Source organism: Pirellulales bacterium (assembly GCA_035499655.1).
In the GTDB taxonomy this organism is placed as follows: domain Bacteria; phylum Planctomycetota; class Planctomycetia; order Pirellulales; family JADZDJ01; genus DATJYL01.
The window spans coordinates 1-15,413 of record DATJYL010000126.1 but is presented as its reverse complement, the minus strand read 5'-3'; the positions used below and the strand labels follow the sequence as shown (position 1 = coordinate 15,413).

Below are 15,413 nucleotides of genomic sequence, written 5' to 3'. Positions count from 1 at the left end.
GACCCGATGAAACGACCCGATGATCGACCGTTTGAGAAGGCTCCAAACGCTTTCGATGGTGTTAGTATGCACGTCGCCGCGTACCCACTCCTCAATACTGTGGTTGACGGTTTCGTGCTTTGTGTTGGCGTCGGCAATGCCTTCGTAGGCTTTCCAATCGTCGGTATAGATTACTTCGGCTTGATCGGCGGCGTGTTCTTTCAGGAAAGCGTGCAGGTTGGCCCGCGTGCGGTCGGGGATAACTTTCAAACGAGCGGCCCCGCCACGCGACACCACGCCAGCCACGGTCGTTTTGTTGCCCTTATAACCGTGGCCCTTCCCTTTGACTTTTCCGCCGACGAGCGTTTCATCGGCTTCCAAAATGCCGGTCAGTTGTCCGGTCAACGCTTCGGCCATTGCAGCCCGGATTCGATGGCAGAGATACCACGCTGTCTTGTAGGACACGCCAATCGTTCGCTTGACTTGATTAGCGGAAACTCCCTTTTTGGATTCGATCATCATGTAGGCCGTCAGAAACCATTTCCACAGCGGCAAGTGGCTGTCGTGGAGAATGGTGCCAGCAGTAACGGAGAATTGATAGCGGCATGAATTGCAATCGTACTGATTACGTTCCTCGATTTTTGAAATGCTCTTGCAGCCACAGCGCGGGCATACCGGGCCTTCGGGCCAGCGTATTTCTTCCAGGCAATCGCGGCAGCGAGATTCGCTACCGAATTGCTCAATCAGAGTGCAGAGGTTAATTTGCTGATCCAATGGTTTTGAAGTTTTATTCATGGAGGGTCAAATGGGTAAAAAGAAAAAGGGGATAAGCAAGTTACCGACAAAGCACTTGATTAAGCACCTTTTCCATAAGGACGTGATTGAGAAAGCCAAGACGGTTGCACACGAAAAGAACCGGAAAAAGACTTAGTTTCTCAATCACACCAGCATTTTACCCATTAACTACCCTTGTGTCAAGTATACAATCCCGATTGTTTTCGCCAACGAGCGCTGGGGGACTTCGACCCGGATTTGCAATTGGCGGCCAGACTGGTGGAAAAAACGACGGCGGTCGATGGTTTTGCTGTCGTGAGCCAGTGGCTTGATCTGGCGGCCACCATCGGCTTTGAAGCTTTGGAGGCGACGGACGAATCGGCCCATGTGACGCACAACCTGGCCCGCTTTTATCGGCTGGCGCGAAGGTTTTTCGACGATCCCCTGCTGGTACAAACCGTGCGGCAAACCGTGCCACCGTTGATGCTGCAAAACGCCATTTGCGGTCTACTGATGCCCTATACCGTGGGCAGCGGCGTGCACGGGTATTATTCGCTGGCCTTGGAGCGGTTGTAGGAAATACGGACCACGCGGCTTGCGGCCCAGCTGTGCAACAGGGCCAGAAACGCGGGAAATTGTGCCGCACGCTGGGCGGGTGTTAGACAGCGTGTGTGAAAAATGTTAGATTTTGCAGGTGCCGGAGGTAAGAGCGAATCGTGGCCGCGCAAGGGCGGTAAATAGGATTGCTTTTCGTTGCTGCGCATCTGATCGGGCAGCGGTGTTGCGCTTTCGATCCAAAACAATTAGAGGAGCGATTGTCATGAAAACTTGCATGCGCTATGGGATTATTTTGTTGGCGGCAGCCCTGCTCGTCCCGTCGGTGGCGACCGTCAGAGGACAGGGGCCAGGGGGCGGTCGAGGATTCGGCGGGATGGGAATGATGGGCGGCGGGGGCATGGGAATGGATCCTTCGTTTTTGTTGATGTCGCCCGCGGTTCAGAAGGAATTGGAGTTGTCGGACGATCAAAAAGAAGCAGTGCAAAAATACGGAGACGATTTAAGAGCCAGCGGGCGAGACTTTTTCCAACAGATGCAGGGCCTTTCGCAAGATGAAATGCAGAAAAAGATGCAGGAGCGGGCGAAAGAAAACCGCAAGAAGATCGCGGACATTTTGCTGCCACTGCAAATGTCGCGACTGGACGAAATTAGCATTCAAGTAGCCGGGGCGGGTGCGCTGAACCGTGACGACGTGGCGGAGAAGCTGGGCCTGACCGATGATCAAAAGAACAAGATCAAAGATTTAGCGGACGACACGCGGCAAAAGATCATGGACTTGTTTTCCAACGGACCGCCGCAGGACGACCAGGAACGGCAGGACATGCAAAAGAGGATGGCAGACATTCGGTCGCAGCAAACCGATAAGGCCATGGCGGTTTTGACCGACGAACAGAAAACGAAATTAGAGGATCTGAAAGGCAAAAAATTTGATACCAGCAGTTTGCAATTTGGCCGTGGGCCTGGTCGTGGGCCGGGCGGTCCCGGCGGCCCGCCGGGGGGCGGTCCGCCTCCAGGAGGCGGCGGAGGCCAAGGGGCGACCAATTAAGTAGCCCTATTTCACCGCGCCGAAGGCGGCGAATTTACTGCGCCGAAGGCGGCGAAGCAAGTGTTGACGTGCAGCACTTCGACAGTGCGGAAGCCGACGGTACGGAGCAGCTCGAGCTGAAACACAAGGGGCTTGGGCGTGTCTTCTTTTTCGACGTAGGCGAAGACTTCCTGGCGATAGGCGGGCCCTTTGAGGGCATCCAAGTAGTGGGCGTAGCGCTGCTTCATCGCAGCGCGGATGTGGGGCAGATGGTAATCGATTAAATCGAAAATCCAGAGCGATCCGCCGGGCACTAAGGCGCGGTGTATTTTGGCGAACATGGCGTGCCACTGGTCGTCGGAGCGCAAATGATGCAGCGTGGCGGAGGCGACGATGATGTCGAAGGCGGAATCGCCGAATTCGACGTCGCGCATGTCGGCTTGGATGGCGCGGATGGAGCCGGTGCTGACGGCGCGGATTCGTTCTTGCGCTTTGTCGAGCATGGGGCGGCTGAGGTCGATCAGCGTGACATCCAAATTGGGAAGTCGCTGAAGTAATTTCAGCGTGTAGTTGCCGGCGCCGCAGCCGATGTCGAGCAGCCGCTTGGCGTGCGGATTGGTGGCGGCGGCCGCCGTGGCAATGAGTTCCAGGGCCAGCGGCGCATCGACCGTGGCGGACTGGCCGGTTTGCAGATTGGAGAAGCGGTCGACCTCGTTGTCAAACCGCTGGCGGATTTCCTCGACGGTGGATTTCATGGTCCTAGGCGTCAATGAACTTCTCAGGCTGACGGATCGGGTGTTCTTTCAAAATTGCATGACATTCTGATATCAGGCGTGGAAGATATGATTGATCAATACCAAACGTAAATCGGTGACGTTGAGTCATATGTTCTGGCGTGATTTCCACGACCACTTCAAGGTGGCCACGTTTATCAACTGAGCGAATGGTAATTTTGAGGTTTGGTTCTAGTGGTTCTAGGTTCGCTTCTGAGATTTCGTTTCTGTGCAGCTGCTCGCACTTTTTCATCCACCGTGCAATGTCGACGTTCATTAGAACTGAACCTGTGACTTTGACCGTTGCATTGTGAGCTTCACAAATTGCAGTGGCCGATAGCCAGTTTCCGTCCCAATAATCTTGCGCATCTGGAAATTGGCGGCAGTGAATCCACAGTTTGAGTCCGTCGATTTTGATATTGGGCTCGTTCATGCTGCGACCAAATTAATACGTTATTCTGATGGCGACGATACCTTAACAAGAAAATTCTAGCCGTGCGTTGGTTCGCGCTTGTTTAATCGCAGTTCCCTATCACGTTCTTCAACCCATCGGAAATGAGCCTGGCCCGGCTAATGCGCAATCGCTTAGCCAAGTTGTCAACTTGTTTGAGCAGGCCCTTTTCTACACTTACCGAAATCACTTGCACGCCGGCGCCGACTTTGGGGCGACCCATTTTTCGCTTGGCTTTCTTCCAGAGTCGTTGTTGTGCTAAGTTTGGCCGACGAGTCTTTTCAGCAATAAATTCTTTTTCGAACGGCGCCGCTGCTTGTTCGAGTTCGGCAACCGTCATGTCGTGCGATGATTTTCGCCGGGTGTGTTTTGCTTTTTGTGTTTTCATTTCGTTCGCCTTCGAAAGCGGCGTTTTTCCTTTTCCGTCAAAGGCCGGGCATGGATTACGAACACTGTCCCGTCTTCATCGAGTAAGAATGCAACCTGAATCAGCCGCCCGCCGCTGCCACGGCCAATCGCAAACCAGCGATCATCAGTAAGCAGCGTCGGATAGGGACGCCGGGCGGTCTCAATAATGCGTTCCGCTTCGTCGGGCGTGACACCATGCTTAGCGACTTTTTCCAAATTCCACTCGATCCAGCGAAAATTCATCGTGCTGCCCACACTTAATTATGGAAGAAAGTCGAGGATGGTCAAGGCAGATTTGGAACTGCCATTTGGCCACATTTTACCCATGCGTGGGTTCGCGCTTGAGTTGTTGGCCGTGTTTTTGGTCGCCGATGAACCGGCCGTCGCGGACTTGCAGTTTGCCGCGGACGGTGACGGCGGTGGGGCGGCCTTCCAGTGGCCAGCCTTCGAAGGCGCTGTAATCGACATTCATCTGCTGCGTTTTGGCGGAGATGACGCCGCGGTAGGCGGGGTCGTAAATCACGAGGTCGGCGTCGCTGCCCAGTTGAATGGTTCCCTTGCGCGGAAAGAGGCCGAAGATTTTGGCGGCCTGCGTACTGGCGGCGTCGACAAAGCGATGTAAATCGATGCGGGCTTTGCGGACGCCGTAGCTGTAGAGCACGTTCACGCGGTCTTCGATGCTGGGAATGCCGTTGGGAATTTTGGTGAAGTCGCTGCGGCCCATCTCTTTTTGGCCTTTGAAGTCGAACGGGGCGTGATCGGTGGCCACGGTGCTAATGAGCCCGTTGGCCAGGGCGTTCCACAATTGCTCCTGGTGACGTTTTTCGCGCAGCGGGGGGGACATCACATATTTGGCTCCTTCGAAATCTGGCTTTTCGGCGTAGCTGCGGTCGAACACAAAATGCGGAATGACCGATTCCACCCACATCCGCACGCCCCGGTTGTGGGCCGCTTGGGCTTCGCGCAGCGCATCGCAGCAGGAGGTGTGGACGACGTATGTGTGTGCGCCGGTCAGGCCGGCAAACGTGGCCAGGTGATGCACGCCTTCGGCCTCGACGACCGGCGGGCGAGAAGGCTCGTGCCACTGCGTGCCGGTTTTGCCCTCGGCGATGAGCTTTTGTTGGAGTTGGGCGACGAGTTCGGCGTTTTCGCAATGGGCGGTGACGATGACGCCCCAGCGCTTGGCCAGCTCCAGCGTGCGGTACAGTTCGGTATCATCGAGGTTGAAGGCGCCTTTATAGGCCAAGAAGATTTTGAAGGAAGCGGTGCCGTCGGCGACGATTTTTTTCAATTCGTCGGGGGTTTTTTCATTGAAGCGACTGACGCCGAAATGGAAAGTGTAATCGCAGGCTGACCGGCCGGCGGCTTTGGATTTCCACAATTCGTAGGATTCCACTGGGTCGTCGTTGCGCGCGGGACAGACCATTTCGATGAGGCTGGTGGTGCCGCCGACCAAAGCCGCGCGGCTGGCGGTTTCGTAGTTGTCCTTGGCGAACGTGCCCATGAAGGGGAGATAGATATGGACATGGGGATCGATGAACCCGGGGAAGACGTATTTGCCGGCGGCGTCGATGATTTCGGCGCCGGGCGGGGCGGGCAGATTGGGACCGATGGCGGAAATGGTTTCGCCGGCGCACCAGATGTCGGCCTTGTAACGTTGATCGGCGGTGATGATTTCGGCATTCTTAACGAGCAGCGGCATGATGAGTTTCCCCCTGGCGTGAACGGTACGGCGATTAGAAGGAGCGAATTGTTTGGAAATTGTTAAGCATAACGGGGGCGATTATTTGCCGCCAGCAGCGGGCTAGGAAGGCAGAAGGAAGAAGGCAGAAGGCAGAAGGCAGAAGGCAGAAGGCGGAATGCGGAATGCGGAATGGGGAATGGGGAAGGGGGAAGGTGGAAGGGGGGACTTATGGCGGATCGTAGCCGCCGGCGTGCCAGGGATGGCAGCGGCCAATGCGGCATACACCTTTGACGGCGCCCTGCAAAACACCATATTTTTGCACGGCGCCGATGAGATAATTGCTGCAGGTGGGTTGGAATCGGCATTGGCGACCGACCAGCGGGCTGAGCGTCCACTGGTAAACGCGGACCAATAAAATCAGCGTCCAAGCGGGCAAATGCACCAGGGTTTCCCACAGAAATTGCATGACCAGAAAGAAGTTATTGGTCAACGGCATAAACCGTCAACGAGGTGCGATTGTCCAACGCCGCGTTGGGTAGCATAATCTATTGTATCAGCCATCGTTGCGGCGCCGGTTATTCCGTGGCCCGGCGGCAATTCATATCGTATCTGCACAAGAGCTTAACTGTTTTCTAACATGCCTGTGATAGCCTGATGGGCCAAAGGGTAAATCAGCCCAGGCGTGGATGCATTGTTTTTGGAGGATGTCACGTGAGCACCGTCATGATGGCGAAAAGCCGCGTAAGTACCCGCGAGCGAATCCTGGTAGTCGACGATGAAGAGGATTTGCTGGAACTTGTCAACTATAACCTGACGAAGGAAGGCTACCGGGTTCATTGCGTGGAAACCGGTGAGGAAGCGCTGGAGGAAGCGCGCAAATCGCTGCCCGATTTAATTGTACTCGATTTGCTGCTGCCGCACGTCGACGGCCTGGAAGTTTGCCGGCTGTTGAAAGCCGACAACCACACCCAGCAGATCCCCATTATTATGTTGACGGCCAAAAGCGAAGAGGCCGACGTGGTCTCGGGGCTGGAGCTGGGGGCCGATGATTACCTGACTAAGCCGTTTAGCCCACGGGTGCTGCTGGCCCGCATCAAGGCCCTATTGCGGCGCAAACCGAAGGATGGGGGCGGGGAAGCGGGGACGATCCGCATTCGGCAGTTGATTATTCATCCTGGCCGGCACGAAGTGTTGCTCAATGGCGAGCCGCTGGACCTGACGTACACCGAATTCAAGCTGTTGCACTTTCTGGCTCGCAAGCCAGGTTGGGCGTTCACGCGGGGGCAAATTGTCGACGCGGTGAAAGGGGAAGATTACCCGGTGACGGAGCGGTCCGTGGACGTGCAAGTGGTGGGGCTGCGGAAAAAGCTGGGGGATTTTGGGGCCAACATCGAAACGGTGCGCGGCGTGGGGTACCGGTTTAAAGAGTAATGACGAATGAACCATGTCTAATGACGAAGATCGAGTGAGCAACGCCGCCATGCCCCGACGCTAATTCTAAGCTCGAAAAGTAGCCGCTCTACCGGTTACAATAATATTAGGCACGACGAATTCGTGGTTTCAGATTTGGAATTTGAAACTTGGTTCGTCACTGGGATTTCGTCATTTGTCATATTCTATGCAGCGCCACCGTCTGGTCGGGCATCTTGCGGTTCGGTATTTCGTCCTGTGTCTGGCAGCGCTGCTGGTATTTGGATGGTGGGCGGCGCAATCGTTCAATTCGGCGTTAACCCGGTCGACGTGGACGGAATTAGAAGCGGCGGCGAATCTGGCGGCGACGGAGCTTGGTCCGCTGCTGGGGGGCGAGATTCCAGAGACAGCAATGGGGCAAAGCAAAGCCGCGGAAGCGGTCGCGCGCATCGCCCAGACCACCAGCACGCGCATCACCGTGGTATTGGCCGACGGCCAAGTGCTATTGGATAGCGATCCGCGGGAAGACCCACGGCAGATGGAAAACCATTCTACCCGACCGGAAATCGCGGCGGCGTTGGCCGGGGGCGTGGGCCGGGACACCCGGTACAGCGAAACGCGCAACGAAACGATGTTGTACGCGGCGGCGCCGGTGCGGCAGGAGGGCAAAATTGTGGGTGCGGCGCGAACCGCCATGTCGGCTACCGAGGTGGGACAAGTGTACCACGACAGCCAGCGGTCGCTGCTGGCGGGAGTGGCGGTGGTGGCGATTGCGGCCGGGTTGATCGGGTGGTGGTTGGCCAGCCGTAGCAGCGCCCGACTGCAGCCGCTCGCGGCGGGGGCGGCGTTGCTTTCGCAGGGGGAGCGGATGCCGAAATTGCCGCTGTCGGAAATTGTGGAGCTGGCGGCGCTGGCCGGGGCGCTGAATAAAATTGCCCACCAGTTGGACGAGCGCAGTTTGCGGATTGGCCAGCAAGGGCACGAGCAGCAAGCGGTGCTGGCCAGCATGGTGGAAGGGGTGTTGGCCGTGGATTCGGAGCAGCGGGTGATCACGTTGAATTCGGCGGCGGCGGGGCTGATCGGCAGTTCGCAGGCTGACTTGCGGGGCCGCAATTTGCAAGAAGTGCTGCGGAACGCCGATTTGCGGCGGTTTGTGGAGCGGGCGCTGGAATCGCCGGATCCGATCGAGGACGACATTGTGCTGCACGGGGAAGGGCCGCGGATTTTACAAGTTCGGGGGACGGCGTTGCGCGACGGCGGCGGCCGCGGTGTGGGGGCGGTGATTGTACTGAACGACGTGACGCGGTATCGGCAGTTGGAGAATGTGCGGCGCGATTTCGTGGCCAACGTATCGCACGAGCTGAAAACGCCGATTGCTTCGATCAAGGGATTTATTGAAACGCTGCAGGACGGGGCGCTGGGGCATCCGGAGGACGCGCAACGGTTTTTGAAAATCATCGCCAGTCATGCGGAGCGGTTGAACCACATCATCGAAGATTTGCTGAGCTTGTCGAAGATTGAGCAGAGCGAGCAGGCGGCCAATTTGCCGTTGTCGGCAGCGCCATTGCAGGGGGTGTTGGAAGCGGCCGTACACCAATGCCAGCCGCACGCGGCGGCGCGGCAGATTGAGCTTTGGCTGGAGTGCGACGAAGGGCTGGTGGCGATGATCAACGCGCCGCTGTTGGAACAAGCGGTGATGAATTTGATCGACAACGCCGTGAAGTACAGCGAGCCGGGCGGACAAGTGCAAATTGCCGCGACGGCCACCGAGGAAGAAATTTCCGTGGCGGTGCGCGACCAGGGGTGCGGCATTGCCGCCGAGCATTTGCCGCGCTTGTTCGAGCGGTTTTACCGGGTCGATCGGGCCCGGAGCCGCAAACTTGGCGGGACGGGGTTGGGGCTGGCGATTGTCAAGCACATTGTGCTGGCGCATCAAGGGCAAGTCTCGGTGAGCAGTACGCCGGGGGAGGGGAGCGTGTTCTGCATTCACCTTCCGTTGGCGGCGGCCGTAGCGGCGGCGGTGTAAATTTTTTTGGGATGAGGCGCTGCGGCTTTGTTCCGCTCGAATTAGGGATTTAACAACAAACGGTCTCCGACGGTTGAGGGGGAATGGCGTAGAAAAGGCCAGAGAAACCCAAGGATTTGCGGTCTTGGTCGGACGGGGCAGGGGAAATGTTAGGGGCGGATTTGGAGGCGAGTTTGGTTTTTTTTCCTATTTTCTGGGGGGGCAGGAGCAAAACACTTGCAATGCTTGTAGAGGCTGAGTAGATTGTGAGGAGTTCTAGCAGATTGGGCTTATCCGGGGGGGGAAGTTTCCAATCGGAATTCCCTGGACAACAACCTTTATTATCAGCAGAGGTGGAGTCGCTTATGAAGTGCATCAATAAATCGTTCATGGCTGCAATTATGGTTGCCGCGACCGCCTCAGTTTCCGCGGCGTGGGCACAATCCGACAGCATCTTCTTCTCGACTTCCGGTAACTTGAGCGCGTCGATGACGACCTTGACCGGCGGCAGCTCGACGCCGGGCAACATTACCACCAGCTACAGCTCGCTGGGTCAAGACACGTTGTACGTGTGGGTCACGTCGATCGACAACGGGGGCATTGGCGCGAACTACGACATTACCCCGCCCGACACCAGCTACAGCACAGCGTATGACAGCAATGGCAATGAGTTGACGCATCCGTTTGTTCCCAATTCGTCCGCTTCGATTGCCGTGAACTACAGCATTACATCCGGGACCAGCTTTGTGAACTTTAGCGGCAGCAGCACCGATGGGGCGGCGATCTACAATAACAAGTTGGTCGGCAACAACACCGGGTTGGGGGTTACCGATCCGAACGGCTTGACCACGCATACGATGGGGGATCCGAACGGCGTGGGCACGTACACCACGGTGTGGGATTCGGCCAGCAGCTATACGTATGGCGCCGGTCCTTCGACCACGCAGCAGAATGTGACCGCCACGAGCATTACCAACGTGGCCGCGTCGGCGGTTCCGACCGCGGATTCCAGCACCATTACCCCCGCCTCTCCGCCGGGACAAACGATTACGCCCACGAATATTCCGCGTGGGTTGTTCCTGCCGTCATCATCTCAGTTTTCAACTAATCCCAGCACGCCGGCGGGCCCCACTGGCTATGTACAAAATCCGCAGTACAACGCCACGGCGAATGCGTTCCTATTGGGCACCGTGACGTTTAGTGCGGCGGCGAACGGGACGGCGGTAATCCAGATTCAAAAGTCCGACCCGACCGCGGGTGGCCTAGGCATTGTGCGTGGCGGCGACGGCGTGGTGGGAAATAACCCGACTAGCAGCACCGGTGACCTGACCAGCCCGACCACCGGCAATGCCATGAACGGGTACTCGTATTACAAGGCAACGATTACGGTGAATGCGGTGGCGACCTATCGGAATGGCAACTTGACGGGCGATTCGGGGCTGAATACACCTATTACGACCGACGTTGTTAATGCGATGGACATCAATCAGATTTGGTCGGACTACAACAACCACCTAACATACGTGGCAGCTAATGCCGGGAACGGCCGGCGTGACGACGTGTTGCCAGGAGATGTTTATGCGACTGGATCAGTCACATTGGCCGACGTGCAGCACGAAATTGGGTCGTTGGTCGACACGACGAATTTTGGAATGGCCAGCGGCACTCACCCAGGCGATGCTAACTTAGATGGTTTTGTGGACGCCGGCGACCTTTCGATTTTCCGGAGTAATGTCGGTTCGCCTATCTCCGGCCCGTCATGGCAGCTTGCTGATTTCAATGGCGATGGTTTCGTCGATGCAGGCGATTTGTCGATCTTTCGTTCATACGTAGGTTCGCCGGGGGGCGGGGATGGCATGTTCGCACCGGTTCCGGAACCGGGCACTTTTGTATTGCTAGGACTTGGTGGATTGGCTGGATTATTAATCAAGAGACGTCATGCGGTTTAGTTGATTTTAATAGAGAGGCGTTGTTCGTGAGTTAGTGAAGAGGCGCGGTTTTGCGAGGTAAGTGGAATTGCAGAAGATTTCGCTTGCGGTGCTTGTAGTTCGTGGGTATACTAATCACTGTATTGTTTGGAACAGAGATCATTGATTTAACAAGGAGAAACGCGAATGAAACGCATTTTGGTGTTGTCGACACTTGCAGCTTTGCTTGTTTGTGCTCCGATGATGGCGTCGGCTTCTACGCTTACAATGACTGCCGTGTACGAGCAGGCGTACGACGGAACCACATTGGCTGCCTTGGGTACGCCAACGATTGTCCCTAACGGTGACTATGTGCAGGTTGACGTAAAGATTCAGCTTCAAGGTCTGGCGGCTGGCGAGAACTTCTGGACCACGTTTTTTAATTTGACTAATACGGCCGGGATTACACCGGTGCAATTGGCATCGACCTACTGGATGACGCCCGCGACTGCTAAGAATAACTTCAACTCGATTCCGATCTCTGGTGGGCCTGATTACAGCTACCCGTCACCGGCTCCGTCCTTGCAAGACTATGCGAACTACGATGCCAATGGGCCGTCGCTTGGTGGATCGACACCGCACTGGCAGAGTGCCAACACTGACTCTGGTTCGAACACTAACGACTTGCTGTCGATCAACGTGGAAGTGCCCGCGTCTGAAGCGAACAACCGGCGGTACGGTGAAGCTAGCCGTCCCGGTGCCGGTTACGCCGATCAGTTGGGGTCTCCGACCTTGATTGGTTCGGTTCTTTATCAGGTTAGCGCGCAGGGTGCACAAACCATTTCGCTCACGCCCATCGGTGGAAGTGCGTGGGGCACGTGGCTTAATAATTCGAGCGGGACCAGTACGACTACCAATGCGCTATCAACAGGGTTCACCGGTGTTGGGTTCACGATTGGTGTTCCAGAGCCGGCTTCGATTGCACTGTTGGGCTTGGGTGGCTTGGGCTTAGTCGCGTTCGCCCGTCGCCGCCGTTCCTAGTCAGTCTCGAGGTAAGCTGTAAGTTTCATTCGCAACTCCGAAAGGCATCCCGAGAGGTCGGGATGCCTTTTTTTGTTACGCCGAGATATTTGCGCCGTGAGGGCCCCCTCTCACCCCGCTCTCTCTCGGTGGGAGAGGGAAATGGGAACGCGGTTTTTGTGCGATTCTAGCGGATATTGAGCCATCGGTAGTGGGTCAGTTTGAAATGTAGCGGTCCCGGCGCGCCGGGATCCTCAGCAGCCGGCGTTTTTCCCGAGGCAAACGGCTGGGGACAGCCGTCGCTACATCTTTGGTTCTATCGAGCAAAACGGCTGGGGACAGCCGTTGCTACATCTTAAATTGACCAAGCTAGGCGACGACCGGTTGGTCTGATTGGTTGCGAGGGGCGTAGTTAGTGGTTACGATAGAGGGTGACGGGGCAAGGGGGCTGGTGAACATGCTTGGGTGGCGGATGGCTGGCGCGGGTCTTCTTTTCTAAAGGCACAAGCCGCCCGAGGTAGATGGAGCAGGAGCACGAGAAGTCGGCGACTTGACCCGCATGACTACACACCGCATGAGCAACTGGGTTGGGCGGCGGGGCTGGGGATGTATCTCTCTGGTGCTGGCGGTGTTGTTGTTTTCCGGCAGCGCGCGCGGGGCGATGGAGATTGAGGGGCTGGATAACAACACGGCGCCGGCGTCGAATTACGATCGGTACGACAACAGCTCTTCTTGGATAGGGCTGCCGGCGAACTGGCCGGGGGGAGCGCCGGGGAGCAATACGAGTTCGCCGTATGTGTGGTCGGGGGTGGGGCGAGACGCCAACAACGGCACGTGGGGCACGATGATTGCGCCGCAATTTTTTATCAGCGCGAACCACTATCATCCGGCCATCGGGGACACGCTACAGTTCAACTATAACAACGACCCGAATGGTCCGTCGGAGACGGAGACGGTGCTGGCCGGGGCGTGGATGCAGGCCGCACTGCCCGGCAACGGCGGGGCAGACGGGGATGTGTGGATTGGCCTGTTGAGCCAGGCGGTGAGCAGCAATGTGGCGATTTACCCGATTTTGAAGATGAATTTTAACTCCGAATATGGGGGATTGGGGATATCGACATTTGGGCTTTCGGCGACGATTCCGGGGACGGTGACGACGGTGCGGATGGGTCGGAACGTGATTGATGCAGGGACGGCGAATTATTATACGGGCTTGAACCCGGCAGATTACAACGGGGTGAGCAATTTTTATGGGTTTCAATACACGTACAACAACACGGCGAGCAACCGGGGGGTGGGAAACGACGAGGCGCAGGTGGTGGTAGGGGATTCCGGGGCTCCGACGTTTTTTTTGTACGGGGGCTCCTCGCCGGCATTGATCGGAACGCATTGGTTGGCCGGGACGAGCGGGGGCAATCTGGTCACGGTGGATACGCTGGATTCGGATTACGTGAACTATAATCCTGCGCTGAATGACGTTCAGAAAGTGATGAATCAATTGGCGGACGCGAACAGCGTGGCGCGAGAGAACGTGACGTTGGAATCGCCGGTCCTTGGGGATTTTAATTTAGACGGGAAGTTTGACGCGTCGGACATTCCGGCGATGATTGCGGCGCTGAGCAACTTAAACAGTTATGAATCGCTGCACGGCATGAATGCCTCTTATTTGGACTACATCGGCGACCTGAATGACGACGGCGTCGTAAACAATGCAGATTTGCAAGCCATGATTGCGCTGTTGAAAATGGGCTACGGCACCATGAGCTCGGTTCCGGAGCCGGCCAGCGTGGTGCTGTTGGGCCTGGGGGGATTGGCGGCGCTGGCTGGGGCGTGGCGGCGCCGGGCGTGAGCATTTCGGAAGCGGCTTGATTGCTTTCTGGGGGGCGCGATCAGCCAGGGCCGGAGTTTTTGTTTCTCCACTGTTGGCAGCCGACGCTGAGCTGGGCCAGATGACGGAGGGGGCAATGCACGGGAGCAGAATCGATGTGCTTGCCGCGGAGATTTTCCAACTGGGCCAGTCGGCTGCTGGGTGTGCTATTGGCGGCGACCATGATTACCGCCGGCAGCGCCTGGTGCCAGGGTCAAACCGCCACGATGACGGTGAACTCGTCGCAAGGGGTGCAGAGCATTTCGCCGTATATTTATGGGACGAACGATTCAACGCGGATCACCGCGGCCACCTCGGTGCGATTGGGGGGAAATCGCTGGACGGCTTATAACTGGGAAAACAACGACTCGAACGCCGGCAGCGACTATTATTTTCAGAACGACGATTATTTAAGCTCCAGCAGCACGGCCGGGGCGGCGGTGCTGCCGACGCTGCAAGCCGATGCGGCCAGCGGGGCCGCCACGTTGGTGACCATACCGATCAACGGTTACGTTTCGGCCGATCGCAACGGGGGGGGCGACGTACGGTACAACAACAACACGTACGGTTATATTCCCAGCGCGGGCGCCTATGGCTGGATTGATGGCACGCCCAACCCCAACTATTTGCAGCAGCGGTTTGTGCCGGAGTACCCTTCCAAGCCGGGCGGGCCGGCGACGTTTTCGCTGACGCCCAGCACGACCGACGGCGCGGTGTATCAGGATGAATTTGTCAACTGGGTGAACCATCAAACCGCTTCCGGCCAGCAAGTGTTTTACGACTTGGACAACGAGCCGGATTTGTGGTCGAGCACGCACGCCGAGGTGCATCCGGCCAACGCGACGTATCAGGAAATGGTGAACGATAGCGTGAATTACGCCAAGGCCATTAAGGCGGTGTCGCCCAATGCGGTGGTGTTTGGGGCCGTGAATTATGGCTGGGAAGGGTACGTGCAACTGCAAAACGCCGCGCAAGATTCCAGCATTACGGACACGATTTTGAACTTTCAGGCATCGTATTTGAAGGCCATGCACGGGGCCGATCAAACGGCCGGCAAGCGGCTGGTCGACGTGCTCGATATGCATTGGTATCCGGAAGCGCAGGGGACCAACGGGGTGCGAATTGCCGGGAGCGATACTTCGGCGGCGACGAATGCGGCCCGGGTGCAGGCTGCGCGTTCGCTGTGGGACCCCAGCTACGTGGAAAACAGTTGGATCACACAAGATTCACTGCCGTACCAACCCGCGGGGACTCCGGCGCAGTTCAAGACGGACGCCATTCAACTGTTGCCGCGGGAACAGGCGCTGATCAATGAATACGACCCGGGGATGAAAATATCGATCAGCGAGTATGAATACGGGGGCGGGAACAACATTTCGGGCGGGCTGGCCGAAGCGGATGCGCTGGGTGCGTTTGGCAAGCAAGGCGTGTTCGAGGCGAATTGGTGGGATGACGGTGCGGCGAACGACAACTTTGTGAATTCGGCGTTCAAAATGTATTTGAATTACGACGGTCACGGGAGCAAATTCGGGAATACATCCATTGCGGCGTCG

At 57.0% G+C, this 15,413-nt stretch carries 15 protein-coding genes; 8 read left to right on the top strand and 7 right to left on the bottom strand.

Annotation, left to right across the window (positions count from 1 at the left end; genetic code table 11):
- Positions 1-774, bottom strand: a 774-nt coding sequence (locus VMJ32_09000) for an IS1595 family transposase (protein ID HTQ39155.1), incomplete at its 3' end; no start/stop codon positions are given.
- 174 nt (positions 775-948) lie between these two features.
- Between VMJ32_09000 and VMJ32_08995 the strand changes: the two genes are divergently transcribed.
- A complete protein-coding gene (locus VMJ32_08995) occupies positions 949-1,329 on the top strand; it encodes a hypothetical protein (protein HTQ39154.1) in 381 nt (126 codons plus the stop codon).
- A gap of 244 nt (positions 1,330-1,573) precedes the next feature.
- Entirely contained in the window at positions 1,574-2,356 is a 783-nt protein-coding gene (locus tag VMJ32_08990; protein ID HTQ39153.1) for a hypothetical protein, read from the top strand.
- Positions 2,357-2,367: 11 nt separating this feature from the next.
- Here VMJ32_08990 and VMJ32_08985 read toward each other — a convergent pair whose 3' ends face one another.
- The 6 genes from VMJ32_08985 to yidD form a co-directional block, all read right to left on the bottom strand.
- Positions 2,368-3,090, bottom strand: a complete 723-nt coding sequence (locus VMJ32_08985; GenBank protein ID HTQ39152.1) for a class I SAM-dependent methyltransferase — start codon at positions 3,088-3,090, stop codon at positions 2,368-2,370.
- Positions 3,091-3,094: 4 nt separating this feature from the next.
- On the bottom strand, positions 3,095-3,541 hold the full coding sequence (locus tag VMJ32_08980; GenBank protein HTQ39151.1) for a hypothetical protein: 447 nt from the start codon (positions 3,539-3,541) through the stop codon (positions 3,095-3,097).
- An 82-nt stretch (positions 3,542-3,623) separates the two neighbouring features.
- Positions 3,624-3,947 (bottom strand): hypothetical protein, encoded by a 324-nt coding sequence (locus VMJ32_08975; GenBank protein ID HTQ39150.1) that lies wholly within the window; start codon positions 3,945-3,947, stop codon positions 3,624-3,626.
- Positions 3,944-4,210, bottom strand: a complete 267-nt coding sequence (locus VMJ32_08970; protein ID HTQ39149.1) for a hypothetical protein — start codon at positions 4,208-4,210, stop codon at positions 3,944-3,946. Before VMJ32_08970 ends, VMJ32_08975 begins: the two co-directional genes overlap by 4 nt.
- Positions 4,211-4,286: 76 nt before the next feature.
- Positions 4,287-5,669, bottom strand: a complete 1,383-nt coding sequence (gene hydA, locus VMJ32_08965) for a dihydropyrimidinase (GenBank protein ID HTQ39148.1) — start codon at positions 5,667-5,669, stop codon at positions 4,287-4,289.
- Positions 5,670-5,877: 208 nt separating this feature from the next.
- A complete protein-coding gene (yidD, locus tag VMJ32_08960; protein HTQ39147.1) occupies positions 5,878-6,117 on the bottom strand; it encodes a membrane protein insertion efficiency factor YidD in 240 nt (79 codons plus the stop codon).
- A 245-nt stretch (positions 6,118-6,362) separates the two neighbouring features.
- Between yidD and VMJ32_08955 the strand changes: the two genes are divergently transcribed.
- From VMJ32_08955 to VMJ32_08930, 6 genes are all read left to right on the top strand, one after another.
- Complete coding sequence (locus VMJ32_08955) at positions 6,363-7,082, top strand: response regulator transcription factor (protein HTQ39146.1); 720 nt, start codon at positions 6,363-6,365, stop codon at positions 7,080-7,082.
- Between the two features lie 187 nt (positions 7,083-7,269).
- A complete protein-coding gene (locus VMJ32_08950; GenBank protein ID HTQ39145.1) occupies positions 7,270-9,087 on the top strand; it encodes an ATP-binding protein in 1,818 nt (605 codons plus the stop codon).
- A 344-nt stretch (positions 9,088-9,431) separates the two neighbouring features.
- Positions 9,432-11,015, top strand: coding sequence for a dockerin type I domain-containing protein (locus tag VMJ32_08945; GenBank protein ID HTQ39144.1), 1,584 nt, complete (start codon positions 9,432-9,434; stop codon positions 11,013-11,015).
- A 165-nt stretch (positions 11,016-11,180) separates the two neighbouring features.
- A complete protein-coding gene (locus VMJ32_08940; GenBank protein HTQ39143.1) occupies positions 11,181-12,014 on the top strand; it encodes a PEP-CTERM sorting domain-containing protein in 834 nt (277 codons plus the stop codon).
- Positions 12,015-12,552: 538 nt separating this feature from the next.
- Positions 12,553-13,842, top strand: coding sequence for a PEP-CTERM sorting domain-containing protein (locus VMJ32_08935; protein HTQ39142.1), 1,290 nt, complete (start codon positions 12,553-12,555; stop codon positions 13,840-13,842).
- A 134-nt stretch (positions 13,843-13,976) separates the two neighbouring features.
- The coding region (locus VMJ32_08930; protein HTQ39141.1) for a glycoside hydrolase family 44 protein at positions 13,977-15,413 on the top strand (1,437 nt) is incomplete at its 3' end.

Coding starts and splice junctions, on each gene's coding strand:
- VMJ32_08990 (HTQ39153.1), top strand. CDS start 1,574: ATGAAAACTTGCATGCGCTATGGGATTATTTTGTTGGCGGCAGCCCTG.
- VMJ32_08945 (HTQ39144.1), top strand. CDS start 9,432: ATGAAGTGCATCAATAAATCGTTCATGGCTGCAATTATGGTTGCCGCG.
- VMJ32_08970 (HTQ39149.1), bottom strand. CDS start 4,210: ATGAATTTTCGCTGGATCGAGTGGAATTTGGAAAAAGTCGCTAAGCAT.
- VMJ32_08975 (HTQ39150.1), bottom strand. CDS start 3,947: ATGAAAACACAAAAAGCAAAACACACCCGGCGAAAATCATCGCACGAC.
- VMJ32_08985 (HTQ39152.1), bottom strand. CDS start 3,090: ATGAAATCCACCGTCGAGGAAATCCGCCAGCGGTTTGACAACGAGGTC.
- VMJ32_08935 (HTQ39142.1), top strand. CDS start 12,553: ATGACTACACACCGCATGAGCAACTGGGTTGGGCGGCGGGGCTGGGGA.
- hydA (HTQ39148.1), bottom strand. CDS start 5,669: ATGCCGCTGCTCGTTAAGAATGCCGAAATCATCACCGCCGATCAACGT.
- VMJ32_08980 (HTQ39151.1), bottom strand. CDS start 3,541: ATGAACGAGCCCAATATCAAAATCGACGGACTCAAACTGTGGATTCAC.
- VMJ32_08950 (HTQ39145.1), top strand. CDS start 7,270: ATGCAGCGCCACCGTCTGGTCGGGCATCTTGCGGTTCGGTATTTCGTC.
- yidD (HTQ39147.1), bottom strand. CDS start 6,117: ATGCAATTTCTGTGGGAAACCCTGGTGCATTTGCCCGCTTGGACGCTG.
- VMJ32_08940 (HTQ39143.1), top strand. CDS start 11,181: ATGAAACGCATTTTGGTGTTGTCGACACTTGCAGCTTTGCTTGTTTGT.